This window comes from Devosia sp. P2_G7 (assembly GCF_056403495.1).
Genome location: NZ_JBFUFI010000006.1, coordinates 249,640 through 274,272, shown reverse-complemented (window position 1 = coordinate 274,272; position 24,633 = coordinate 249,640). Strand labels below are relative to the sequence as shown.

Annotated in this window: 20 protein-coding genes; 7 read left to right on the top strand and 13 right to left on the bottom strand. The window is 64.9% G+C overall.

Going from position 1 to position 24,633, the window contains the following annotated elements; genetic code table 11:
- Positions 1-2: 2 nt before the first annotated feature.
- Positions 3-1,637 (bottom strand): extracellular solute-binding protein, encoded by a 1,635-nt coding sequence (locus tag AC1DWU_RS12645; RefSeq protein ID WP_477150335.1) that lies wholly within the window; start codon positions 1,635-1,637, stop codon positions 3-5.
- A 296-nt stretch (positions 1,638-1,933) separates the two neighbouring features.
- Positions 1,934-2,386, bottom strand: coding sequence for an RbsD/FucU family protein (locus tag AC1DWU_RS12640; RefSeq protein ID WP_477150334.1), 453 nt, complete (start codon positions 2,384-2,386; stop codon positions 1,934-1,936).
- Between the two features lie 68 nt (positions 2,387-2,454).
- Here AC1DWU_RS12640 and AC1DWU_RS12635 point away from each other — a divergent pair, with 68 nt between their 5' ends.
- The gene (locus AC1DWU_RS12635; RefSeq protein ID WP_477150333.1) at positions 2,455-3,198 is read left to right on the top strand and encodes a creatininase family protein; all 744 of its coding nucleotides are present in this window, start codon (positions 2,455-2,457) and stop codon (positions 3,196-3,198) included.
- Between the two features lie 111 nt (positions 3,199-3,309).
- Here the strand turns inward: AC1DWU_RS12635 and AC1DWU_RS12630 are convergent, their stop codons facing one another.
- From AC1DWU_RS12630 to AC1DWU_RS12605, 6 genes are all read right to left on the bottom strand, one after another.
- Entirely contained in the window at positions 3,310-4,011 is a 702-nt protein-coding gene (locus tag AC1DWU_RS12630; RefSeq protein ID WP_477150332.1) for an ABC transporter ATP-binding protein, read from the bottom strand.
- Positions 4,011-4,799 (bottom strand): ABC transporter permease, encoded by a 789-nt coding sequence (locus tag AC1DWU_RS12625; RefSeq protein ID WP_477150331.1) that lies wholly within the window; start codon positions 4,797-4,799, stop codon positions 4,011-4,013. The genes AC1DWU_RS12630 and AC1DWU_RS12625 overlap by 1 nt, the downstream gene beginning before the upstream one ends.
- 90 nt (positions 4,800-4,889) lie before the next feature.
- Positions 4,890-5,732 carry a DUF2793 domain-containing protein gene (locus tag AC1DWU_RS12620; protein ID WP_477150330.1) on the bottom strand — a complete coding sequence of 281 codons (843 nt, stop codon included), beginning with the start codon at positions 5,730-5,732 and terminating at the stop codon, positions 4,890-4,892.
- Between the two features lie 55 nt (positions 5,733-5,787).
- A complete protein-coding gene (gene mce / locus AC1DWU_RS12615) occupies positions 5,788-6,213 on the bottom strand; it encodes a methylmalonyl-CoA epimerase (protein ID WP_477150329.1) in 426 nt (141 codons plus the stop codon).
- The gene (scpA, locus tag AC1DWU_RS12610; RefSeq protein ID WP_477150328.1) at positions 6,210-8,333 is read right to left on the bottom strand and encodes a methylmalonyl-CoA mutase; all 2,124 of its coding nucleotides are present in this window, start codon (positions 8,331-8,333) and stop codon (positions 6,210-6,212) included. Before scpA ends, mce begins: the two co-directional genes overlap by 4 nt.
- The gene (locus tag AC1DWU_RS12605) at positions 8,330-10,306 is read right to left on the bottom strand and encodes an acetyl-CoA carboxylase biotin carboxylase subunit (RefSeq protein WP_477150327.1); all 1,977 of its coding nucleotides are present in this window, start codon (positions 10,304-10,306) and stop codon (positions 8,330-8,332) included. The genes scpA and AC1DWU_RS12605 overlap by 4 nt, the downstream gene beginning before the upstream one ends.
- Before the next feature lie 141 nt (positions 10,307-10,447).
- Here AC1DWU_RS12605 and AC1DWU_RS12600 point away from each other — a divergent pair, with 141 nt between their 5' ends.
- Complete coding sequence (locus tag AC1DWU_RS12600; RefSeq protein WP_477150326.1) at positions 10,448-11,398, top strand: hypothetical protein; 951 nt, start codon at positions 10,448-10,450, stop codon at positions 11,396-11,398.
- Between the two features lie 211 nt (positions 11,399-11,609).
- Here the strand turns inward: AC1DWU_RS12600 and AC1DWU_RS12595 are convergent, their stop codons facing one another.
- From AC1DWU_RS12595 to AC1DWU_RS12575, 5 genes are all read right to left on the bottom strand, one after another.
- Positions 11,610-13,142 carry an acyl-CoA carboxylase subunit beta gene (locus tag AC1DWU_RS12595; protein WP_477150325.1) on the bottom strand — a complete coding sequence of 511 codons (1,533 nt, stop codon included), beginning with the start codon at positions 13,140-13,142 and terminating at the stop codon, positions 11,610-11,612.
- 250 nt (positions 13,143-13,392) lie between these two features.
- A complete protein-coding gene (locus AC1DWU_RS12590) occupies positions 13,393-13,656 on the bottom strand; it encodes a YiaA/YiaB family inner membrane protein (RefSeq protein WP_477150324.1) in 264 nt (87 codons plus the stop codon).
- A 46-nt stretch (positions 13,657-13,702) separates the two neighbouring features.
- The gene (locus AC1DWU_RS12585; protein WP_477150323.1) at positions 13,703-14,389 is read right to left on the bottom strand and encodes a PspA/IM30 family protein; all 687 of its coding nucleotides are present in this window, start codon (positions 14,387-14,389) and stop codon (positions 13,703-13,705) included.
- 370 nt (positions 14,390-14,759) lie between these two features.
- A complete protein-coding gene (locus tag AC1DWU_RS12580) occupies positions 14,760-15,365 on the bottom strand; it encodes a TetR/AcrR family transcriptional regulator (protein ID WP_477150322.1) in 606 nt (201 codons plus the stop codon).
- Positions 15,366-15,627: 262 nt separating this feature from the next.
- Positions 15,628-17,457, bottom strand: coding sequence for an OmpA family protein (locus AC1DWU_RS12575; RefSeq protein ID WP_477150321.1), 1,830 nt, complete (start codon positions 17,455-17,457; stop codon positions 15,628-15,630).
- A 181-nt stretch (positions 17,458-17,638) separates the two neighbouring features.
- On the opposite strand from AC1DWU_RS12575, the gene nadC reads away from it, so the two are divergent.
- From nadC to AC1DWU_RS12550, 5 genes are all read left to right on the top strand, one after another.
- A complete protein-coding gene (gene nadC / locus AC1DWU_RS12570) occupies positions 17,639-18,523 on the top strand; it encodes a carboxylating nicotinate-nucleotide diphosphorylase (RefSeq protein ID WP_477150320.1) in 885 nt (294 codons plus the stop codon).
- Positions 18,520-19,332 carry a 3'(2'),5'-bisphosphate nucleotidase CysQ gene (cysQ, locus tag AC1DWU_RS12565; RefSeq protein WP_477150319.1) on the top strand — a complete coding sequence of 271 codons (813 nt, stop codon included), beginning with the start codon at positions 18,520-18,522 and terminating at the stop codon, positions 19,330-19,332. Before nadC ends, cysQ begins: the two co-directional genes overlap by 4 nt.
- A gap of 142 nt (positions 19,333-19,474) precedes the next feature.
- Positions 19,475-20,023: a PadR family transcriptional regulator gene (locus AC1DWU_RS12560; protein ID WP_477150318.1), complete on the top strand. Its 549-nt coding sequence runs from the start codon at positions 19,475-19,477 to the stop codon at positions 20,021-20,023.
- 15 nt (positions 20,024-20,038) lie between these two features.
- Positions 20,039-21,259, top strand: a complete 1,221-nt coding sequence (locus AC1DWU_RS12555) for an efflux RND transporter periplasmic adaptor subunit (protein WP_477150317.1) — start codon at positions 20,039-20,041, stop codon at positions 21,257-21,259.
- Positions 21,256-24,609, top strand: a complete 3,354-nt coding sequence (locus AC1DWU_RS12550) for an efflux RND transporter permease subunit (protein ID WP_477150316.1) — start codon at positions 21,256-21,258, stop codon at positions 24,607-24,609. Before AC1DWU_RS12555 ends, AC1DWU_RS12550 begins: the two co-directional genes overlap by 4 nt.
- Positions 24,610-24,633: the final 24 nt, after the last annotated feature.

The window sequence follows — 24,633 nt, the reverse complement described above, 5'->3', positions numbered from 1 at the left end:
CGTCAGAGCCCAAGCGAGGCCTTATAGAGCTTGATCTGATTGTCGCGACCGATCTGGTCGGTGATCTTCTCCCAGGCCGCGGCGATGGCGTCGGCGGTTTCCTGAGCGCCGGCGTACTGGCCGTTGATGCCCTTCACCAGTTCGTCCTCGGCGATGGAATAGTACTGGAAGATGCCGGGGATACGCGGCTCGATCGCCGCGTTCGGGTGATTGTAGCTGTCGAGGTTGGAACCGAGATAATCCTCGACGAAGGCGCGATCGTAACCGGCCGCTTCCCACTCCTCGTACTGGAAGTGCGAGTTGCGGTAGGGCTGGAAGCCGGACGGATAGGCGGCGGTCCACAGCGAGATGTCCTTGCCACCGAGATGGGCAGCGGCGGACCAGGCAGCTTTGCGCTTCTTCTCGTCGGCGGAGACGCGGCTTGTGACGTAAACGCCCCAGCCGATATAGGCCATGTTCGGAGCGAAGTTCTCCTTCTCTTCCCAGGCGCTGGTCTTCGAATTGTAGACCTTCTTGGCACCAGGGTTGATCGAGAAGCCAACGACATCGCCGACGACGGAGGTGTCCGAAGTGCGGGCGTTGGAGCCGACGTCGCCCCACCAGGTGAGGGCCGCACCGGTGCCGCCGAGGAACTGCGAGAAGGCAGTGGCGTTCGGATCGGCGTTGAGCTGATCAGGCGGATAGGCGTTGGCCTTGACCAGATCGAGCACGTCCTGGATGCCCTGCACCCAGGCCGGGTTGTTGACGCGCGGCTTCATGGTGTCGGGGTCGAACAGCCAGGCCGGATCGTCCGGATGCTTGGCGTAAGCGGCAGCGCGGTCTTCAAGGAAGTAGAAGCCGAAGCCGCCCCACTGGTACTTCAGCGGGTCGATGAAGCCGTAGGCCGGGGTTCCGGTGATCGGATCGTTCTTGCCGGCAAGGGCCGTGGCCAGCGCCGGGAAATCTTCCCAGTGCGTCGGAACGTCGGCCATGCCACTGATCGAGCCGTCGCCGAAATAGTCCTTGCGGTAGGCGAAGGTGTGGCAATCGCCGTCGATGTTAATGCGGTAGGTCTTGCCATCCCAGGTGCCGACCGGCGCCTTCAGATAGTCCACGAGGTCGTCGGCCTCGATCTGGGTCTTCACCCAGTCGGGCATCTCGTCGAGCAGGCCCTTGCTGGCGGTATCGCCCTCGAAGGGTGCACCCATCTCGACGATATCGAAATCGACGGTGCCGGTGGCGATCGACTGCTGCAGGCGCGGGTTGTAGTCGGCCTGGGCGAGGTCGATCCAGTTGATCTTGGCGCCGGTATAGGCTTCCCACGGCTTCAGGAAGCCGCGGAACAGGAAGTTGTGCAGGTTCTGGTTGTTGAGGCCCATGAAGGTGAGCTCAACGCCGGCGAATTCACCCTCGGCGACGTTTGCCTTGGTGGCGGCGAGGCAGAGTTCGCCGACCTTCTGCCAGTCGGCATCGGTGGGCGAGCCCTTGCCGACGCCGGGGATCTGCAGGATCTGGGCGCGCACGCTGTCCTGGGCGAGGGCGCGGCCGGCGAAAGAGCTGCTCAGGGCAGTGCCGGCGGCAAGCGCGGCAGCGCCCTTCAGGAAGTTGCGGCGGTTCGCCTGCATGGCAGCAACCGCGTTGTAGAGTTCGAGTTTCACGTCAGTTCTCCCTCAAATCGCCGCTCGAGCGGCGTTGTCGCCTCCGCGCCGGCGCTCGATGGGAAACTGAATGGCAGGTCGGGCGGCGCCACAGCGCAACCCAAGTCCCTCAACCCCTGCCTAAGTCCCTCCCCAGGGAGCGCATCCTTATGTGCGGGATGCTGATGAATGGTACGGAGCTAACATGTTAGAAGTCAACAGGTTGGCGGCGCGAGCCGGCGCACCGGACTGCACAAAGAGCACTTGCATTCATGGGTGAGCGGCATTTGCTTTCACCAATGAATGCGCACTTCCGCCTATGCTTCGGGCGGCAGGACGCCCTTCTTGAAGACAAAGCAGCCATAAAACCGGCGCTCGCCGGTCTGGATGACGGCGTAGGATTGCTTGGCGGCCTCATAGAAGGCGAAGCGCTCGATCGAGCCCATGGGAGATGGCTTACCCTCGGCCTTGTCGATGGCGGCCTGGACCTCCTGCTGCACCGCGGGCACCTCGTCGGGCTTGCCGACGATTTCCATGCGCAACGCCGGGTGCGGCACGAAGCTGTCCAGCGGCATCAGCGACAGGATCGCCTCGGCGGCGCGGCCGGCGGTGACATTCTCCAGCTTCAGGAGCTTTCCGTAGACGGTCTGGCGCGCGATCGAATCCGAGGGAAAGTTCATGTCGGCGATGATCAGGTCGTCGCCGTGCCCCATGGATTTGAGCGCATGCAGCACGTCGGCATTCAGAATTGGGTCGATCCCCTTGAGCATGATTTTCTCCCCTGCCCTTGCCGGCTAATGTCCATGGAAAGCCGGAGAGACGCAAGCGAGGGGAGACGATGCGTTACGAGATGATGCTGCCGCACCAGATTCGGCGGGCGATCGAGGAGAACTGGCCGGTCGTGCTGCCGCTGGGGGTGCTCGAGTACCATGGCGAGCACATGGCAGTGGGCATGGATACGCTGGTGGTGATCAAGGTGCTGGAGCGGCTGGAGGCCGAGATGAACCTGGTGATCCTGCCGCCGTTCTACTACGGCGCCGCCAGCTACGCCGTGGAGCCGCCGGAGGGGAACGGCTCGATCCAGGTTGGCCAGCAGGCGCTGGCGCCGTTTGCGGGCGACCTGTTCCGCAGCCTGTTGCGGGTGGGATTTCGCAACATCCACTTCTTCATCCACCACCAGAGCGAGAACTTCGCGGCCGGAATGCCGACCGACCTCAGCTTCAAGTTCGCGGCGCGGCAGGCGATCTTCGCGTGGCTCGAGGAGCATCGGGGCGAAGGCTGGTGGGGCCAGGCCGGGATGGACGACTACTACCAGCAGCACGCGACAGGCGACGACCCGTTCAACTGGATCAAGGGCCACCCGCTGATGACGGCGGAGATCATAAGCAAGTACCCGTTCGATCACGCGGGGATCGGCGAGACCTCGTTGATGCTGGCGCTCTGTCCGGAGGCGGTGGAGATGGCCCGGATAGACGACGCGAAGTGGTACACGCGCAGCGCCCGCGAAGGGACGGCGGAACTGGGGTGGAAGGGCGTCACGATGATCGAGGCGCATCTGAGGGACGTGCTGTCAGCACCGTAGCGCCCGGTTGGTCGATCGCTGGGTTGGAGGCGAAGGTGACGCGGAGGCTTGAGGGCGGCCCGGGTGACGTACTAACGAGAGGCTGGGCGATCAGTGGCCCAAGGGAAATCCTCAGCCAAACGCCTTCACCTTGCCCTTTTCCATTTCGAGCCGCTTGTTACAGGTCTTCGCGAGCAGCTCTTCACTGTGGCTGGCCAGCACAATGATGCCCGCCTTCTCGGCCAGCAGGTTCATCCGGTCCGTCGCCTTCTTCTGGAAGCTCGCGTCCCCTGCCCCGATCCATTCGTCCATCAACAAAATCTCCGGCTCCATCGTTGTGGCGATGGCGAAGGCGAGGCGGGCGCCCATGCCTTGGCTGTAGCTCTTGAAGGGCAGGTCGATGAATTCGCCGAGTTCGGAGAACTCGATGATTTCGTCGGTGCGCTCGGCGATTTCGGCCTCGGTCCAGCCGTTGATCAGGCCGCGCAGCAGGATGTTGCGGCGGCCGGTGGCTTCGGGGCGGAAGCCGAGGTTGATGTTGAACAGGGCATCGACCTTACCGCGGATGTCGAGGCTGCCGGCGGTGGGCTCGTAGATGCCGTAGAGCACCTTGAGCAAGGTGGTCTTGCCGGCGCCGTTGGCGCCGACGAGGCCGAGGCGATCGCCGGCCTTGAGTTCGAAGCTGACGCCATCGAGGGCGGTGACGAAGCGATGCGAGCCGCTGCCCGAGATGGTGCCGCCGGTTTGCGGCAAGCGCTTGTCGCGGGGGCGGAGGGTCAGCTTTTCCCGCACCTGGTAGTTGAGATGCAGATCGTCGGCGCGAATGGAAACCATCAGACGATCAAAGCCACCTGGCGACGGAAGGTGCCGAGCAGCAGGACGGCGATGGCCCACATTGCCAGCGTGATGATGAGGCAAACGCCGAAGGAATTGAGCGGCGCGGTGCCGTCGACGATCGGCTCGCGGACGATGTCGAGGAAGTAGGTGAAGGGGTTCCAGTAGTAGAGCGCGGTACGCAGCGGATCGCCGCCGGCGTTGCCCCAGAATACCGGAGTGGCGAACATGGCGACGCGCATCAGGTTGGCGACGACAAACTGGCTATCGGGGAAGAACACGCCGAGGAAGGCAAAGACCGTCACCACAGCGGGGGAGGCGATGAGTACAAGGGCGATACCCAGCGCCGACCACATCCAGGCACCGGTGACGGCTACCCCGGCAAGGAGCAAGATGATGACGCAGCCAGCCAGGGCGTAGCCGGAACGGATGAGGTTCTGCAGCGTCAGGCGCATGACGTAGACCGACAGCGGAAGGGTCGTGCCCTTGATGAACCCCTCTTCGCGTTCGAACAGCGATACCGCCTGGGTGATCGTGTCGGTGATGTAGAGCCAAACGAGGAGACCGACGCCAATGTAGATGGCGTGCAGCGGGTCCAACGGCGCCGGGGTGAAAATGAAGATGAAGGTGGCTGCGAAGGCGAAATAGTTGACCAGCAGCCAGAGGGGGCCGAGCGTTGTGCGACGGTGCTGATCGAAGATGTCCTCGGTGGCCAGCGCGATCCAGACGCGCCGCTGCTCGTAGCCGCCGACGATGTCGGTGAGCGCGTTGCTGAGAATCTTGAGCATGGGTGCCCCGGGCGGTTAGTCGCGTGCTCGCGTAGCACAGGGAGACGCCGGGGCCAATTGCAGCGATGCCATGTTGGGCGATTGCCACCGCTAACTGACGATGGCGCGGTCGGCGAGGCGGCGCCAATCGGTCCCGTCGGAGAAGGCGAGCGTGGCGCCGCCGGATTCATCCGCGAAGTAGATAAGTTGGCCAGCGCCGGCGCKGGCGGCGGGGGCGGTGGCGATGGTGTAGGATTTGGGGCGGATCGGGCCATCGACGTCGAGACGGACGGCTGGCGCGGCGGTGCCGATGCCGATGTGGCCGGTGGCCGGATCGACCACTAGGGCCTCGTGCCAGGTGGTGCCGTCCGGGCTGGTCTTGAGGTGAAGCTTGTCATCGCCGGTGGTGCCGAGTTCGGCGCGGCCGGAGAAGCCGGTCTGGTAGAGGAGGCTGGCGGACTGCCCGGCACCCGCCTTGTTGAGCTTCAGTTGCACATTGCCGGAGCCGGGGGTGACGTCGTCGTGGCTGAGGAGGATGGCGTCGGATTTGACGGCGAGGCGGTTCGTGCCGTCGGCGGCAGTGTTGAGGCCGAGTTTGGCCGCGGTGGCATCGAGGCCCAGCGTCGGCTGCCAGGCGCTGCCGCTCCAGGCGAGGAGGCCGTTTTCGTCGAGCACGAAGGCGAGCCAGCCCGGTTCGGGGGCGTGGAACAGCCAGATGGCGCCGTCGTGGGTGGCGATCTGGTTGGTCTTGCCGGACCATGGGCCGGTGGGGCTTGGGCCGACGATGTAGCGAGCGCCGGTCGCGGGGCTGGACGGCGGGGTGGAGAGGTCGCGGTCGAGCACGGCGAGTTGCGCCAGGGTGTCGAGGGCGGCGATCGCCTCGTTGTGGGTGATGTGCTTGCCGGCCTGGGCCGGGAGGATGAAGGGGAGCTTCAGGTGGGTGCTGGTGGTCATGGTGTCCTCGGGTCGGTGAGCCGAGGATAGGCGGGCGGTTTCGCGCGGGGATAAGTCAGGCGGGCTGCAGCTCGGGCTTCACCTCTTCGAGCTCGATCAGGGTGCCGTCGAAATCCTTGGGGTGGAGGAAGAGGACCGGGAGGCCGTGGGCGCCGATGCGCGGCTTGCCGTCGCCGAGGACGCGGGCGCCAGCTTCGGTGAGGGTGCGGGCGGCGCTGGCGAGGTCGGGGACTTCGTAGCAGACGTGGTGGATGCCGCCGGAGGGGTTGGTTTCGAGGAACTTGCGGACGGGGGAGTCGGCGCCGAGCGGGGTCATCAGCTCGATCTTGGTGTTTTCGAGGTGGACGAATACCACGGTGACGCCGTGTTCGGGCAGGTCGTGCGGGTGGTGCACGTCGGCGCCGAGGAGATCGCGATATTTCGCGGCGGCGGCGGCGAGATCGGGGACGGCGATGGCGACGTGGTTGAGGCGGCCGATCATCGGTTGCTTAGCTTTCCCTCGATCTGGTTGAGCACGCTGAACGCGGCTTCCAGCACGTTGGTGCCGGGGCCGAAGATTTCGGCGACGCCGGCTTGGCGGAGGAAGGCGTAGTCCTGTTCGGGGATGACGCCGCCGACGATGACGGTGACGTCGCCGAGGCCCCTGCCCTGCAACTCGGAGATCAGTTCGGGGACCAGCGTCTTGTGGCCGGCGGCGAGGGAGGAGACGCCGACGGCGTCGACCTTGAGCTCAGCGACGTGGGTGGCGACTTCCGGGGCGGTTTCGAACAGGTCGCCCATGTGGACCGTGAAACCGAGGTCGGCGAAGGCGGTCGCAATGATTTTTGCGCCGCGATCGTGGCCGTCCTGGCCCATCTTGGCGATGAACAGCGCTGGCGGGCGGTGCTCGGCCTTCTCAAAGGCGGCGATGCGCTCCGTGAGCGCGGCGTATTGCGGGTCGGCGGCGTAGCTTTCGGCGTAGACGCCGGAGATGACGCGGGTGATGGCGGAGTGGCGGTTGAAGACCTGCTCGAGGGTCGCCGAGATTTCGCCGAGGGTGGCGCGGGCGCGGGCGGCTTCAATACTGGCGGCGAGGAGATTGCCATCGGCGCGGGCGGCGGCCTGGAGGGAAGCGAGAGCGGCGGAGAGCCTGTCGGGATCGCGGGTGCGGCGGACTTCGGCGAGGCGGGCGACCTGCTCCTCGCGGACCTTGTTGTTGTCGATCTCGCGGATCTGGATCGGGTGCTCGTTCTCGAGGCGATAGCGGTTGACGCCGACGATGACGTCTTCGCCGCGGTCGACGCGGGCCTGGCGGAGGGCGGCGGCTTTTTCGATTTCGAGCTTTGGCGTGCCGGCCTGCACGGCGGCGGTCATGCCGCCTTCGGCTTCAACCTGGGCGATCAGGGCTTCGGCGCGGGCGACGAGGTCGGCGGTGAGGCTTTCGATGTAGTAGGAGCCGCCGAGCGGGTCGACGACGTCGGTGACGCGGCTCTCGTGCTGCAGGATCAACTGGGTGTTGCGAGCAATCCGGGCGGAGAATTCCGTTGGCAGCGCAATGGCTTCGTCGAAACTGTTCGTGTGGAGGCTCTGGGTGCCGCCGAGCACCGCGGCGAGCGCCTCGATGGTGGTGCGGACGATGTTGTTGTGCGGATCCTGCTCGGTGAGCGACACACCGGAAGTCTGGCAATGGGTGCGCAACATCAGCGATCGGGGGTCTTTGGCACCCAGTTGGACCATGATCTTCTGCCAGAGGGTGCGCGCGGCGCGGAGCTTTGCCACCTCGAGGAAGAAGTTCATGCCGATGCCGAAGAAGAAGCTCAGCCGGCCGGCGAAGGCATCGATATCGAGGCCGCGGGCCTGGGCGGCGCGGACGTACTCGCGGCCGTCGGCGAGGGTGTAGGCGAGTTCTTGGACCGCCGTCGCTCCTGCCTCGTGCATGTGGTAGCCGGAGATCGAGATGGAGTTGAACTTCGGCATGTTCTGGGCGGTGTAGGCGATGATGTCGCCGACGATCCGCATGCTCGGCTCGGGCGGATAGATGTAGGTGTTGCGGACCATGAACTCCTTGAGGATGTCGTTCTGGATGGTGCCGTCGAGCTGGGCCGGCTTCACCCCCTGCTCTTCCGCGGCGACGATGAACATGGCAAGGACGGGGAGGACCGCGCCGTTCATGGTCATCGAGACTGACATCTGATCGAGCGGGATGCCGTCGAACAGGATCTTCATGTCCTCGACGCTGTCGATGGCGACGCCGGCCTTGCCGACATCGCCGGTGACGCGTGGGTGGTCGCTGTCATAGCCGCGATGCGTGGCGAGGTCGAAGGCGACGCTCAGGCCCTTTTGGCCGGCGGCGAGGTTCTGGCGGTAGAAGGCGTTGGACTCGCGGGCGGTGGAGAAGCCGGCGTACTGCCGGATGGTCCACGGGCGGTTGGCGTACATGGTGGCGCGGACGCCGCGGGTGAACGGGGCGGCGCCCGGGAGACCGGGGTCGGCGGCGTCTTCGGGGAAGTAGGCCGGGCGGATTGGGAGATCGCCGTAGTCGCGGTTGAGCGACTCGACCGGGGTGTCGCGGAGGTCCTTCTGCGCGAGCTTTGCCCAGTCGGCGAAGGTGGGGCCACTCATATCGCCTCGAACTCCAGGATCACCTCGTCCACCGCGAGCACGCTGCCGGCCTGGACGCGGACTTTGCTGATGCGGGCGCGCTTTTCGGCTTTCAGCACGTTTTCCATCTTCATCGCTTCGACGATCGCGAGGGTCTGGCCGTCTTCGACGATATCGCCTTCGGCGACGTCGATGCGGACGATCTGGCCGGGCATCGGGCAGAGGAGGAACTTGCTGAGGTCCGGCGGGAGCTTGACCGGCATCAGCGGCATCAGGTCGGCGACCTGGGGCAGCAGCACCTTGGCGATGAGGTCGGCACCGCGGTGGCGGAGGCGGAAGCCGCTGGTGAGGCGTTGCACTTTGACGTGCAGCAGGTGGCCGTCGACGCGGCCGATGCAGATGGAGTTGCCGGGCTTCCAGCCGCTTTCGACCAGCAGCTTCTTGCCGTCGGGGGCGGTGAGCCAGTACTCGATGCCGTCGGCGCGGACCGAGAAATCCCAGCGCTGGTTGCCGATGATGACGGCTCGGGGTTCCGGGGTAGTCGGATAGAGCCGCTTGTCGAGGGCGAAAGCGGAGCAGCAGGCGAGCGCGGCGAGATGCGTCAGTGATTCCGCATCCAGCTCTACGCCGCTGAAACCGTTGGGGAATTCTTCGGCGATGTAGCCGGTGGTGAGACGGCCCGAACGGAAGCGCTCCTGGCCCATGACGGCGGCGAGGAACGGGATGTTGTTGCCGACGCCTTCGAGTTCGAACTCGTCGAGCGCGTCCTCCATGGCGTCGATCGCCTCGATCCGAGTGGGGGCCCAGGTGCAGAGCTTGGCGATCATCGGGTCGTAGAAGGTGGAGATCTCGCCGCCATCGGCGACGCCGGTGTCGTTGCGCACCACGAGGTCGGGCGTCGCCTGCTCGGCTGGCGGGTGATAGCGGGTGAGACGGCCGGTGGAGGGCAGGAAGTTGCGGAACGGGTCCTCGGCGTAGATGCGGCTCTCGATGGCCCAGCCGTTGAGCGGGACTTGCTCCTGCGTGAGTGGCAGTTTTTCGCCGGCGGCGGCGAGGAACATCAGTTCGACGAGGTCGAGGCCTGTGATCAGCTCGGTGACCGGGTGCTCGACCTGCAGGCGGGTGTTCATCTCGAGGAAGTAGAAGTTGCGGTCCTTGTCGACGATGAACTCGACGGTGCCGGCTGAGGTGTAGCCGACGGCCTTGGCGAGGGCGACGGACTGCTCGCCCATCGCCTTGCGGGTGGCGGCGTCGAGGAATGGCGACGGCGCCTCCTCGATGACCTTCTGATTGCGGCGCTGGATCGAGCATTCGCGCTCGTTGAGCCAGAGCACGTTGCCATGCTGGTCGCCGATCAGCTGGATTTCGATGTGGCGCGGCTCGGTGACGAACTTTTCGATGAAGATGCGATCATCGCCGAAGCTGGAGGCGGCTTCGGACTTGGAGCGCTCGAAGCCTTCGCGGGCTTCGGCATCATTGTGGGCGATGCGCATGCCCTTGCCGCCACCGCCGGCCGAGGCCTTGATCATCACCGGGTAGCCGATGGAGCGCGAGATGGTGACGGCTTCCTCGGCATCGGCGATGAGGCCCATGTGGCCGGGCACGGTGGAGACGCCAGCCGCGGCGGCGAGCTTCTTCGAAGTGATCTTGTCGCCCATCGCCTCGATGGCCTTGACCGGCGGGCCGACGAAGATGATGCCGGCCGCGTCGAGGGCGGCGGCGAAGCTCGGGTTTTCGCTGAGGAAGCCGTAGCCGGGATGCACGGCTTCGGCGCCGGTGGCGCGACAGGCGGCGACGATCTTTTCGATCGAGAGGTAGCTGTCGCGGGCGGCCGAGCCGCCGATGTGGACGGCCTCGTCGGCGAGCCTGACGTGGACGGCCTCACGGTCGGCGTCGGAATAGACGGCGATGGTCCGGATGCCGAGGCGCTTGGCGGTGCGGATGACGCGACAGGCGATCTCGCCGCGATTGGCGATGAGGAGTGAGGAGAACATCACTGGAGTTTACGCGATCCTGCTGGCGGGTTGCGCGGCATTTTCATCAAATGCTGCGGGACGAAGGCTTACGTTCTTAACGCGCAGATAGGCCTCATCCGCACCCCGGCTACGCATCGTCCCGGGGAGGAGGAAGCCCAAATGTCTCACCCAATCCGCAATATGATCGTGCTCTCTGCAACGGCGCTGGCGTTGATCGCCGCTCCGGTGCTGATGAACCACACCGCGCTCTCTGACCTGCAGGCGATAGCAAAGGACAAGAGCGATGGCGGTGGGGACGGCAATGGCGGTGGTGGTGGAAACGGTGGGGGTAACGGCAACGGCGGGGGCAACGGCGGCGGCAGCGAGCACAGCAACGCCGGCGGGAACGGCCACGGGGGTGGCGGTGGTGGCGCCGAAGGGCAGTCGCAGGGCAAGGCCAAGAAGGTCGCCGATACCGAGACGGTGACGACGACCACGACCAAGGCGGCCAAGACCAAGAACCTCAACGCCCAGCTGGCCGGGCTCAATTCGCTGAAGCGCAACATCAACGGGCTGATGAACAGCTCGGACAAGCGGATGGAGCAGGTTCGTGAATTTGTCGCGGCCAGCGCGGCGCTGGAAACGGCGACGGCAAACCTCGCTGCCGCCAACGAGACCCTGGCGGGCCTGCAGACCGAACTGGACGCGATTATCGGTACGTCCGTATCCGGACTGGTCGCCTTCGATGGCTCGACGGTCTACGACACCCCGACGCTCGACGGGCTTAATGCCCGGCTGGGCGAGCTCGAAACGGCGATTGCCACCGACCCGACGAACCAAGCTGCGATCGATGAACAGACTGCGCTTGTCGCGGCGCTGGAAACCATCAATGCCAGCCCCGAACTGGCGGCGGTGAATGACCAGCAGCTGGTGATCGACGGATTGGAAACCGAAATCGCCGAGTTGGAGCCGCTTACCGGCGAGGACGCCCTGAAGGCCGCGCTGCTGGCGGCCGCCAACAAGAACCGCGTCGCCGAAGCGGGTGGCGAGGCTTACCTGACGCCGGAAATCATGGCTTGGGCGACGGCGCGGCTCGACGCCCTGACGGATCAGTATCAGGCGCAGCAGTAGGGGTGCATGGGTGGGGGAGCCGGAAGCTCCAGCTTCTCCATTGAAAGTCGAGGGGGTGGTTCTCACTGGAGAACCGCCCCTTTTTCTCGTTTGCGGGCCGCTGAACATCACGGGCTGGTCTCACCAGCGTTCGAGCGTTTGGCGCCTCCCTCCCCAACCCTCCCCGCGAGGGGGAGGGTGCCGCTCCACTCGTGGAAGAGCATCGAGCCAATCACAGCGGGATGTTCCCGTGCTTTTTCAGGGGGATGACCGCTTTCTTCCCCTTCAGCATCTCGAATGCCCGGGCCACACGCCGTCGCGTCTCATTTGGCATGATGACGTCGTCGATGAAGCCGCGTTCGGCGGCGACGAAGGGGTTGGCGAAGCGGGCTTCGTAGTCGGCGGTGCGTTTGGCGATCTTGTCTTTATCGGTCAGCTCGGAGCGGTAGAGGATCTCCGTGGCGCCCTTGGCGCCCATTACCGCGATTTCGGCGGTGGGCCAGGCGTAGTTGACGTCCGCACGGATGTGCTTGGAGGCCATGACGTCGTAGGCGCCGCCGTAGGCCTTGCGCGTAATCACGGTGACCTTGGGGACGGTGGCTTCGGCGTAGGCGAAGAGGAGCTTGGCGCCGTGCTTGATGATGCCGCCATATTCCTGGGCGACGCCGGGGAGGAAGCCGGGGACGTCGACGAGGGTGAGGATGGGGACCGAGAAGGCGTCGCAGAAGCGGATGAAGCGGGCGGCCTTTTTGGAGCTGTTGATGTCGAGGCAGCCGGCGAGGACGAGGGGCTGGTTGGCGACGACGCCGACGGTGGAGCCGTTGAGGCGGATGAAGCCGACGAGGATGTTGCCGGCGTGGTCCTTCTGGATCTCGAGGAAATCGCCTTCGTCGGCGATTTTGAGGATCACCTCGCGCATGTCGTAGGGTTTTTGGGCGCTGTCCGGGATCAGGGTGTCAAGGCTGGGCTCGGCGCGGTCGACGCTGTCGTTGACGGCGGCGACTGGAGGCTTGTCGGCGGCGCTGAGCGGCAGGAAATCGAACAGGCGGCGGACTTCGAGCAGGGTCTCGATGTCGTTGTCGAAGGCGGCGTCGGCGACGGAGCTGACCTTGGTGTGGGTCGAGGCGCCGCCTAGCTCTTCGTGGGTGACGATCTCGGAGGTGACGGTTTTCACCACGTCCGGGCCGGTCACGTACATGTAGGACGTGTCCTTCACCATATAGATGAAGTCGGTCATGGCGGGGGAATAGACCGCACCGCCGGCGGTGGGGCCCATGACGACCGAGATCTGCGGGATGGCGCCGGAGGCCTGGACGTTGCGCCAGAACACTTCGGCATAGCCGCCGAGGGCCGCGACGCCTTCCTGGATGCGGGCGCCGCCGGAATCGTTGAGCCCGATCACCGGGGCGCCGTTCTGCACGGCGAGGTCCATGATCTTGCAGATCTTTTGCGCGTGGGTTTCGCTGAGCGAGCCGCCGAAAACGGTGAAATCCTGGCTGAAGACGTAGGTCAGGCGGCCGTTGATGGTGCCCCAGCCGGTGACGACGCCGTCGCCGGGGATAATGGTCTTTTCCATGCCGAAATCCACCGCGCGGTGGGTGACGAACATGTCGTATTCTTCGAAGCTGCCAGGATCGAGCAGGACATCGAGGCGCTCGCGGGCCGTGAGCTTGCCTTTGCCGTGCTGTGCGTCGATCCGCTTCTGGCCGCCGCCGAGACGGGCGTCGGTGCGCCGCTGATCGAGCGCGGCGATGATCTTTTGCATGGAGTCCCCTGCCCTTAGTCGCCCGGGTTGACCGGTTAGTCGAAGCGGAGAATGGGACGGAGCGCGGGAAAAGGCAACGGAGGGACGCGCACCCCGGTGCGCGGGATGCCCCCCCTCCGGCTTCGCTAGTTCGCAGCGCTCACAAGCTTCGCTTGCCTCCCCCGTCGAGGGGGAGGTGCGGGCCGGTGGGTAGACATGAAGGAGCCCCGGACTTGCGGTCCGGGGCTCCTTCATTCGACAGTGACTGGCGTTACTGGTTGCCGACGTAGTCCTTGAGGATCTTTTCGTTCTTGGCCTGCTCGAGCTGGCGAACGGCGTCGCGGCTCTGGCGGTCGTCCATGCGGTATTTGACCAGGTTCACGAGGCTGCCCATCAGCAGCACGATGCCCATGCCCCAGTAACCCTTGGTGGCGAGGTCGACCGGCGCCAACCAGAGCGACAGGGCAAGAAGGAACAGCGCGGCGGCGACGCCGCAGGCGTTGAACAGAATGTAGATGCCGTTATTGGATTCCATGATTTATCTCCCGTTGGATTTGAATTGAATAAGTTGCTTCAGTTGCTCAGAGAACCGTGGACGAACCTTTAAGCCGGGCAAGAACATCTGATGCATCGACCTTGTTCTTGCTGCCGAAGCCGGCCTGACCCAGACGATCCTGAATACCGGTCTGGTTGAGACCAGCATCGATCTCGTCCAGTACTTCGCTTTCGGCGAAAAGATCGGGACCATTGACGACGCGGGCGATCAGTTCTTCGGCTTCGCGGATCGAGGTGGTGGAGCCGATCGAGCGGTTCAGCGACTTCTGTGCCTTGCGTTCGGCATCGGCGGCGCGGGCCGAGATCATCCCCTGCCGCAGGTCGAGGATGCGGCGATGGGCTTTCTCGACCGCGGCCTGGGTGCGGGCGACGCGGTTGGCCAGCTGATCGAGCGTGTCGCGACGCACGGCGCGCTCGTTCTCGAGATTGGCGATGGCCGATGCGGCGTCGGCAGCGAGGTCTTCGCGGCCGGCAGCCAGCGCCTGGCGGGCCCGGGTTTCCAGATCGGCGATCTGGGTGTTGAGGCGGTTGAGGGTCTGTTCTTCGTTGCGCTGGCGGATGATCAGCGCGGCCAGCGTTGTCTTGGCGAGCGACAGCGCGCCCTCGGCTTCGCGGATCTTCTGCTCGATCAGGTCGATGGCGAAATGGTCGGTGAGCTGCTCTTCGGCACGGGCCGAGGCTCCCAGGAATAAGGTCTTCAGAACGTTCAACATCGCAGTACGTCTCCCTTCGGTTGGTGTCGGCGTTTAATTGAACGCTGTTCACGAGGATCAACATACAGGGTTTTAAACGGTGTTCAAGTGGAAAATTGAACGGCGTTTAGATTGGAGTTTAAGCTAAGTGGAATCAATGGTTTGGGTGGGAAATGAGGTGAGCTTTGGCTGTGGAGAACAGAGCATATCCGGCCGTCATCCCGGCGAAGGCCGGGACCCACTGGTCGGAAGATTCGGCGGTAGCGACACCATCCGGTCTTTCACGGATGGGTCGGAGAGGGCGTTCGTGTGGAGGGTGTCGTGCACTGGGTCCCGGCTTTCGCCGGGATGACAGCTGGTGGTGGTGGGAGCGTCGAGCGCAACCGCCCGCCTACTTCGCCCGGTGCGTGTAGGCGAGGATGTGCATGTCGACCAGTTCGTGGACGACCTTGCCGATGTCGCGGTCCATGACGAGGCTGAGGCGGCCGGAGCTGTCGAGGGAGACGACGGAGTGGATGGAGGCGAAGACCAGCTGGCCGGACTGGCGGGCGGTCTTCTCGTCGAGATCGGGGCGGATGTCGGTAAAGCACTGGGCGATGATGCGGATCAGCGAGGCGATGGCTTCGATGTACCAGGAGGGGACCGGCTGATCGGCTTTGCGGCGGAACTCGAACAGGGCGTTCCAGAGGTTCCGCTTCAGGGTGATGTAGCCGAGGAAGGCATCGGCGTAGTTGTGGAGCATCTGGCGGGGATCGGACGATGGGGTGGCGTCGGCGAAGGCTTGGGCGAGGCCGACCAAGGTGCGGGTATTCACCTGGGTGACGATGTCGTCGAGGTCCTTGAAGTGGTGGTAGAGGGTGCCGGCGGTGTAGCCGATGGCGCGGCTCAGCGAGCGGGCGGAGAAGGCGTCGATCCCCTCCTCCGCGATCAACTCCTCGGCGGTGTTGACGACTAGGCTCGCCAGTTCTTCTTTTGAGTGATCGGCACGACGGGCCATCGGCAACTCCAACTGAACGTTGTTCAATTAGACTGAGGGATTGTGGCTTGTCTAGGGTGGGCATCGAGGTTGTGGCCGCCCCCTCCACCGGCTTCGCCGGTCCCTCTCCCCCGCCACGCGGGGGAGGATCACGGGGGATCGAGCGGGTGGCTCCCACTTTTGATCCCCTCCGCGATGGGGGGAGGGAGACGACTGGGAGTTTTGGCGCACAAGGAAGAGCCCCGGGCCGTGGCCCGGGGCTCTGTGCTTGATGATCCAGCGATCAGCTCGCCTTAGGCGTCACCAGCGAGGTGATGCGGCGGACGGTGACGCGACGGTTGGCACGCTCTTCGCCGTCGGTCTCGACCTTCAGGTAGCGCTCGCCATAACCCTGCGTGGTGAGGTTCTCCGGCGGGATGTCGTAGAACTCGGTGAGCAGGTTGGCGATTGTCTCGGCACGCTGATCGGAGAGGACGAGGTTGGATTCGTCCGAACCGACGGCATCGGTGTGGCCTTCAATGAGGAAGGTCTCGCCTGGGTTGCGGTCGAGGATCTTCTGCATCGCGGCGGCGACCTTGCCGAGCGAGCCGACCTGGTCGCGGCCGAGTTCGGCCGAACCGGTTTCGAAGGTCAGGTCGCCGATCTCGACGCGGCGGACCGTGTCGCGGATACGGGCAGAGCGCTTGACCTCGTCGACGGTGTAGACGCGGGCGGCCTGTTCCAGCGGCGGCTCGCTGAGGAACAGCTCGATATCGTTCTCATCGGCGCGTTCGCTGTAGAGCACGTATTCGTTGACCGGGATCGGCAGGAAGAAGGGCGGCAGGTCGTCGCCCGGATCGCGCCAATCGTCGTCGCGATCGTCGTCAGCGTAGAAGACGATGATGATGCGCGTGCCGTCCGGTAGCACCTTTACGCGGCGGATGATCTCGCCATCGCGGTTCCACACCGTGATGATGCGGGTGCCGTCAGGACGGATGACGGTCTGGCGGTAGCGGTCGTTGTCCAGCCGCTCGTATGTCACGTCGTTGTCGCGGCCGATACGGTCACGGTCCTTGTAGGGCGTGAAGATATCGAAGTTGATGCCGATCTTGATGATCAGCCGATCGTCGTCGGTCTTCTGAACGACATCGGCATTCTTCGGCGGTTCGGCGACCGGCAACTGATCGACCTTTTCACCAGGCGTTACCACCGTGGCTTCGACCTGTTCGGCAGGCGGCGGTGCGGCGGCCTGTGCATCTGCATCGGATGCCGGAGCCGCGACGGGTTCGGCGGGCTTTTCGGCAGGCGCAGGCGCCTCGGTGCCGGCACCGGCGGCGTCCTTGGCGCTATCGAGCACCGGAGCGACGGGAGCATCGGGGGTCTGCTGGTCGGTGACCTGCTCGAGCGGCTGGCCGGACTGGTCAGTGGCCGGGGCCGCCGGAGCTTCGCCCGGTGCGGCAGGCGTAGCCGGAGCTGCCGGGGCACCACCCATCAGGGCCAGGCACTCGTCGAGCGACTGGATGCCCAAGCGGTTGCACTCGGCGAGGAAGGCGGCTTCGGCCGTCGACTTGGCGCCGGCATCGGTGCCGGAACTGGCCGCGACATAAGCCTCGAAGGCGGCCTTGAGGGCCGGATCGTTGGCAGCAGCGGGCTGCTCGGCAGGCGCTGGCTCAGCCGGGGGCTGATCAGCAGGTGCGGGTTCGGCTGCGGGCTGCTCAGCAGGAGCGGCAGGTGCCTCAGCAGCAGGCGCGGCAGGCTCCTCAGCGGGAGCGGCCGGTTGTTCGGATGCCGGAGCCGGTTCTTCAGCGGCCGGCGGCGCAGGCTCTTCAGCCGGCGGAGCGGGTTCTTCAGCCGGAGCGGCTGGCTCTTCAGCCGGAGCAGCGGGCTGCTCGGCTGCCGCGGCACCGGTGGCGAGTGCGATACACGCCTCGAGTTCGGGCGTGCCGACGCGCTGGCATTCAGCGAGGAAGGCGGCTTCGGCGGCGGCCTTGGCGTCGGCGTCGGTGCCGGAACTGGCTGCGACATAGGCATTGTAGGCGGCGGTGAGACCCGCATCCTGCGCCATGGCCGGAAGCGGCATGAGTGAGAGCAGACATAGGCTCGTGGTGGTCAGCAACAATCGCTTGAGTTGCATGCTTATTCTCCAGTTTTCTTGTTATGCAACAGCCAACCCGCCCGGAACTGCGCTTACTACTCAACGGGTTGGCGGGGGTTTCGTTCCGGCTATGAAACTAACGGTCCGCCGGCTGAACGCCCGTGGCATTGCTTGCCGGGGCGCCGTCGCGTAAACCGACCACGCCATCAGAGCCCAGCAAATGCGCGACACTGCCACCATCGCCGCCCCGCCCCCTGCCCTTGTCGAGGACGCAGTCCGACGGGCACTTGCCGAGGATCTCGGACTAGCCGGCGACCTGACCTCGCAGGCGACGATCCCGGCCGGGGCTGTCGCAACGGCGACGCTGTCGGCACGCGAGGCCGGGGTGATCGCCGGACTGCCGCTGGCGGTCGAAGTGTTCCGACAGGTGGGCGGCGGGGTTTCGTTCGACCCGCAGGTGGCCGACGGCGCCACGGTGGCGAAGGGCGACATTGTCGCGGTGGTGGCCGGCGATGCGCGGCAACTGCTGGCGGGGGAGCGGACGGCGCTCAACTTCCTGAATCATCTCAGTGGCATCGCGGCGCATACGCAGAAGTTTGTGCAAGCGGTCGCCGGAACGGGTGCGCGGATCTGCGATACGCGCAAGACCACACCCGGGCTGCGGGCGTTCGAGAAATACGCGGTGCGCTGCGGCGGTGGTTCGAACCACCGCTATGCGCTCAGTGACGCGATCCTGATCAAGGACAACCATGTCGCGGTGGCAGGCGGCGCCGGCAAGGCCTATCGCGCGGCGCGGGCAGCGGCTGGGCATCTGGTGGCGATCGAGATCGAGGTGACGAGCCTCAGCGAACTCGAGGAGGTTCTGGACGCGGGCGCCACTATCGTAATGCTCGACAATATGGACAACGAACTGCTGAGGGCAGCGGTTCGGCTCAATGATGGGCGGGCGCGGCTCGAAGCTTCTGGCGGGGTGACGCTGGAGCGGGTGCGCGGCATCGCCGAAACCGGCGTCGACTATATCTCATCGAGCCAGATCACCATGGGCGCCAAGCCGCTCGACCTAGGACTGGACGTTGAAGTCCAAAGAGTCTCGGAAATCCAATGAGCAGCGACTTCACCGACCTGATGAACGAGGCTGCGATCGAGGCGGCCGAGGCGATCCGCGAGGTATATCAGCGGGGCGCCGTCGCCATGGAGAAGGCGGACGGCTCGCCGGTAACCGAGGCCGACCAGAAGGCCGAGGCGATTATCCTCGCCGTACTCGAGGCGACCGGCGTGCCGGTGCTGGCCGAGGAGAGCGTGGCGGCTGGGCGTATTCCCGAGCTGGGCGAGCGCTTCTTCGTCGTCGATCCGCTCGATGGCACCAAGGAGTTCCTGAAGCGCAACGGCGAGTTCACCGTGAACATCGCCTATTGCGAAGGCGGCCATCCGGTGAGCGGTGTCGTGCTGGCGCCGGCGACCGACGACATCTATTGGGGCGGGACCGCCGGGGCGTTCGCCGGCAAGGTCGTCGGCAGGCAGATCACCGATATTCGCGCGCTGCGGGTGAGCGAAACCGAGCACCCGTTGCGGATCGTCGCCAGCCGGTCGCACGGGCATGCTGCACTGGCCGAGCTTTGCGACACGTTGCAGGTGGCAGAGGACGTGTCGGTGGGCTCGTCGCTGAAGTTCTGCCTTCTGGCCAAAGGCGCAGCGCAGCTTTACCCGCGGTTTACCCCAACTTCGGAATGGGACACCGCCGCAGGCCAGGCAGTGCTGCAGGCGGCGGGCGGTGTGGTACTGGGTCTCGACCGGTTGCCGCTAACCTGCGGACACCGGGACGCCAGCTTCCTCAATGCTTGGTTTGTGGCCGCTGCCAGCCAGGAACTCGCGTTGAAGGCACTGGTCGAAATGGTGCGTCTGGCCGACGCCTGACGGGAAACCGTTAGTATTCAAACGGTTGGCCATGAAGAAAATGCATGGCAGCCCGTACTTCACCCCTTGTTGCGCTTTCTCGCGGCTCCATATATAGGCCCGGCATATGCTGGTCCGTTATATGCCAGCCGGATAGGAAGCCATGAACGTCAGAACCATCTGCCTTGCCATCCTCTATGATGGCGAAGCTACTGGATATGAGATCAGGAAGCTCTCCGTTGAAGGGGAGTATTCGTATTTCATCGACGCCAGCTATGGCTCGATCTATCCGGCTTTGGCCAAGCTGGAACAGGAACAGCTAGTCACTTCGCGTGTCGAGCAACAGGACGGCAAGCCCGCCAAGAAGATCTACTCGATCACAACAGCGGGCCGTTCGGCCTTCATCCAGTCACTATTCGAAAAGCTTGGCGAGGACGAGTTCCGCAGCGAATTTCTGCTGTTCCTGCGCTTCGCCTCCGAGCTTCCCCAATCGCTGGTCGAGCAGCGTCTGAACGAGCGAATCGTCGAGGTCGACGCAACGCTCAAAGACTTCGACCGGCTCAAGCAACAACACAACCACCCCGGTGACGCCTGGGTCATCGATTATGGGCGCACTTGTATGCAAGCGGCCCGTGATTACATCGAGGCACATGGGGCCGAACTGATAGCGCTGGCGCGTCCGGATCGGGACGATGCCGCTGCGGCGGAATAGAGGGACTTTCAGATTATGCGAGCAATCATTTCTTACGGCGTTGCCGGCGCCATCGTCATAGCTGGAGCCCTGTGGCTCGGCAGCGGCGTATTTGTGGCCGGGGGCAACGGCCCGGGCAACGGCGAACGGCCGATCATTCCATTCCTGCACAGCAGCGCTACGGCTGCCGAGCATGAGTCCGAGGCGGGCGGGATCGACCCGCACCTGACCATCGCCGAGCGCGTCGCCGAGAACAATGGCGGCGAGGGCACCGTGCGCTCAGTGCGGACCGAGACCTACAAGGTTCAGCCGATGCCGCTGGACGTGCCGCTGCGCGGCCGGACCAAGGCCAAGTCGACCGCGACGATCACCCCCGAGACCAGCGGCATCGTCACTGCGGTGAACGTGACCAAGGGTCAGCTGGTGAAGCCGGGCGACCTGATGTGCACCCTCGACGAAGGCACCCGTGCCGCTGCCGTGGCGCAGGCCGAGGCTGCGCTGGCCCAGGCACAGACCGCCTACGACTCCAACAAGGCGCTGCGCGACAAGGGGTTGGCCGCCGCCAACACCGGTATCGCCTCGGAAGCGACGCTGCGCCAGGCGCAGACCGCGTTCGACCAGGCCCGGCTCGAGTTCGACCGCGCCAAGGTGACCACCAAGGTGTCCGGCATCGTGCAGGACCCGATGGCTACCGTGGGCAGCGTGCTGAGCCCCGGCCAGGCATGCGCGACGGTGGTGGAGCTCGATCCGATGCTGTTCATCACCAACGTACCGGAATCGCGGATCGCCCGCGCCGAACTCGGCCTGCCGGCTGCGGTGACGACCGTCACCGGCCAGACGGTCGAGGGCAAGGTGAGCTTCATCGCGTCGCTTGCTGACGAGGCGACCCGGTCGTTCCCGATCGAGATCGAATTGCCGAACAAGGACGGCAAGGTGCTCTCGGGCATCACCGCCACGGCGACGGTCAATCTGGGCACCGTTCCGGCGCATCTGCTGCCGCAGTCGGTGCTGACGCTCGATGACGACGGCGCACTTGGGGTGCGGGCCGTCAAGGACGGCGTGGTCGAGTTCTATCCCGTGACGATTATCTCGGACTCCCGCCAGGGCGTCTGGGTGACCGGGCTGCCGCCGACGGTGGACGTCATCACCGTGGGCCAGGAATTCGTCGTGCCGGGCCAAAAGGTCGACGCGACCAACGTTACGGGGACGCCGGCTTCGAGCGAGGCCGAAGCCGCTGCTGAAGGGGTGCAGTCATGATGAATTTCCTCGAACGCGTCCTGCGCATGCCGCGGGTCGTGTTGACGGTGATGGTGCTGTTGCTGTTTGCCGGCTTCAGCGCCTACGTGTCGTTGCCCAAGGAGAGCTTCCCGGCAATCGACATTCCGTATTTCTACGTGTCGACCAGCCAGACCGGCGTGTCGCCGCGCGATGCGGAGCGCCTCCTGGCCAAGCCCATCGAGGATCGCGTCAAGGACATCGACGGGCTCGAGAACTACACCTCGACCGCGACCACCGGTCACGCCTCGGTGTTCCTCGAGTTCAACGTGAATGCCAACAGCGACAAAGCGCTGGCCGACATCCGCGCCAAGCTCGACGGCGTCGCCGGCGACCTGCCGGACGATGCGACGGTGCCGTCGGTGACCGAGATCTCGTTCACCAACCAGCCCTCGATCTCGGTGGCGCTCTACGGCGACGTGCCGGAGCGCACTCTGGTGCAGCGGTCCAAGGACCTCAAGGAAGCACTCGAAGATATCCCGACCGTGCAGAGCGTGACCATTTCCGGTTCGCGCGACGAGATGCTGGCCGTGACCATCGACATGAACCGGCTCGAGGCGTTCAACCTCACGGCCGGCCAGCTGCTCGATGCGCTCGCCAAGAACAACATGGTGGTGCCGGGCGGTACGCTCGATACCGGCCGTGGTTCATTCAACGTCGAGGTCCCGGGCCTCATCACCAACGCGCAGGACGTCTATTCGCTGCCGATCAAGACCGACGGCAACACCGTCGTCACCTTCGGCGACGTTGCGACGATCACCCGCACGTTCCAGGACGCCACGCAGTTCGCCCACGTGAACGGCCAGCCGGCCATCACCCTGGGCGTCATCAAGGAGCTCGGAACGAACGTCATCGACGTTTCCGACCAGGTCCGCAGCGTGACGACCGCGTTCACCAAGGATTGGCCGACCGGCATCCAGCACAGCTTCCTGATCGACCAGGCGGACCAGACCAAGAACCTGTTCCGCTCGCTCGAAGCGGCGGTGCTGACCGCTGTGGCCCTGGTGATGGTGACGTGCGTGGCGACGCTCGGCGTGCGCCCAGCGCTCATGATCGGTACTTCGATCCCGATCTCGTTCATGATCGCGTTCCTGATCGTGCAGATGCTCGGCATGACCATCAACATGATGATCATGTTCGGCCTGGTGCTCGCGGTGGGCGTGCTCGTCGACGATCCAATCGTGGTGGTGGAATACGCAGAACGAAAGCTGCAGGAGGGAGTCTCGAAGAAGGAGGCATTCATCCTCGCGGCGCGCAAGATGTTCGTGCCGGTGGTTTCGGCCACCTTCACGACGCTGGGCGCGTTCGTGCCGCTGCTGTTCTGGCCGGGCATCATCGGCAAGTTCATGAGCTACCTGCCGATCATCGTGATCGTGGTGATGTGCGCCTCGCTGCTTTCGGCGCTGGTGTTCATGCCGGTGATCGGCGCGATCATCGCCTCGACCCATGTGGACGCCAAGGCCAAGGAAGCCGCGGACGTCGTGATGTATCCGGACAAGTTCGACACCAAGAAGGTGAAGGGGCCGACGGGCGTCTATGTGCGCACGCTGCAGCACCTGATCCGGCACCCGATCCTGACGCTGCTCGGCGGCTTCACGATCGTTGGCCTGATGTTCTACACCTACATCGCCAACCCGACCGGCATGGAAGCCTTCCCGGCCTCCGAGGCCGAGTTCGGCACCGTCAACGTGATCGCCCGCGGCAACTACTCGCCTGTCCAGGTCCGCGACCTACTGGCCGAGGTCGAGACGCAGATCCTGCAGGTGCAGGGTGTGCAGGACTCGATCATGACGTTCTCGGGCGGTGGCGGTGACGGTTTCTCGAGCGGCGGTCCGCCGGACACCATCGGGCAGTTCAACCTGCAGCTGCAGCCGTGGAACGAACGCGTCAAGGCCGAGGAGATCTTCCAGAACATCCGTGAGCGGGTGAAGGGCATCTCGGGCCTCGAAGTGCAGATCGCGGCGCAGGAGAACGGTCCGCCGGCCGGCAAGGCGATCAACCTGACGGTCCAGAGCACCAACTATGCCGACCTGGCACCGGTGGTGACGAAGCTGCGCAACTACGTCGAGAACGATCTCGGCGACACCATCGACGTGGAAGACGGCCGCCCCTCCCCCGGTATCGACTGGGAAGTGACGATCGATCGCGCTGCCGCGGCCAAGTACGGCATCGGCGTGCGTGAGCTCAGCCCCTACGTGCAGCTGGTGACGTCGGGCGTGAAGCTCGGCTCGTACCGGCCGGACGACGCGGACGACGAACTCGATATCCGCGTGCGCCTGCCGCTCGACGAGCGCAGCTTCGACAGCCTCGACTCGCTGAGGATCGTGACCGAACAGGGCCTTGTGCCGGTCTCGAACTTCATCAAGCGCGAAGCAGTGCCGAAGGTCGCCAATATCAGCCGCAAGAATGGCCTCTATGTCATGGGCGTGGCTGCCAACCTGAACCCGGGCATCGCGGCGGACGCCAAGATCGCCCAGCTCAAGGAGTGGGTGAAGACGCAGGACATCCCGGCGACGACGACGGTGAAGTTCGGCGGTGCCGACGAGCAGATCGGCGACACCAACGCGTTCATCATGCAGGCCCTCGCCGCGGCGCTGTTCATCATCTTCCTGGTGCTGCTGCTCGAGTACAACAGCTTCTACCAGGTGCTGGTGACGCTCTCGACGGTCGTCATGTCGCTGGCGGGCGTGATGCTGGGTATGGTGGTCACCGGGATGAGCTTCTCGGCGATCATGACCGGCCTCGGTATCGTGGCGCTGGCAGGCATCGTGGTGAAGAACGGCATCGTGCTGATCGACACCTACAACCACTACAACCGTGGTGACGGGGTGGAGCCGACCAAGGCGATGCTGATCACCGCCGCGCAGCGCGTGCGGCCAGTGCTGCTCACCGCAACGGTGACGGCGCTGGGCGTGATCCCGATGGCGGTGAACGTCGAGTTCGACTTCATCCGGCGCGAGATCGTGTCGGGCGGCCTTGCCGGTTCGTGGTTCACGCACCTGTCGGCAGCACTGGTTTCGGGCCTGTTCGTCTCGACCGCGCTGACGCTGGTGATGGTGCCGGTGATGATCACCGCGCCGAGCGTGATCAGGAACGGTTGGCTCGGCCAGCTGGTCGGCTCGATCTTCGGAGCGATCTGGAGCGTCCTCGCATGGCCGTTCCGGGCAATCTTCGGCGGCCGCAAGCACGTCGCGGTGACACCGGAAGGCGAGACGGTCGAGATCCCGGCCGACATCGACAGCTCGAAGCGCTTCATCAAGACCGAAGGTTCGGGCCTGGTGGAAACCGAGCAGGACGGCGTCACGGTGGTCAGCCGCCAGGCGGCCGAATAGCCAGACGGCAGATACGAATTGGAA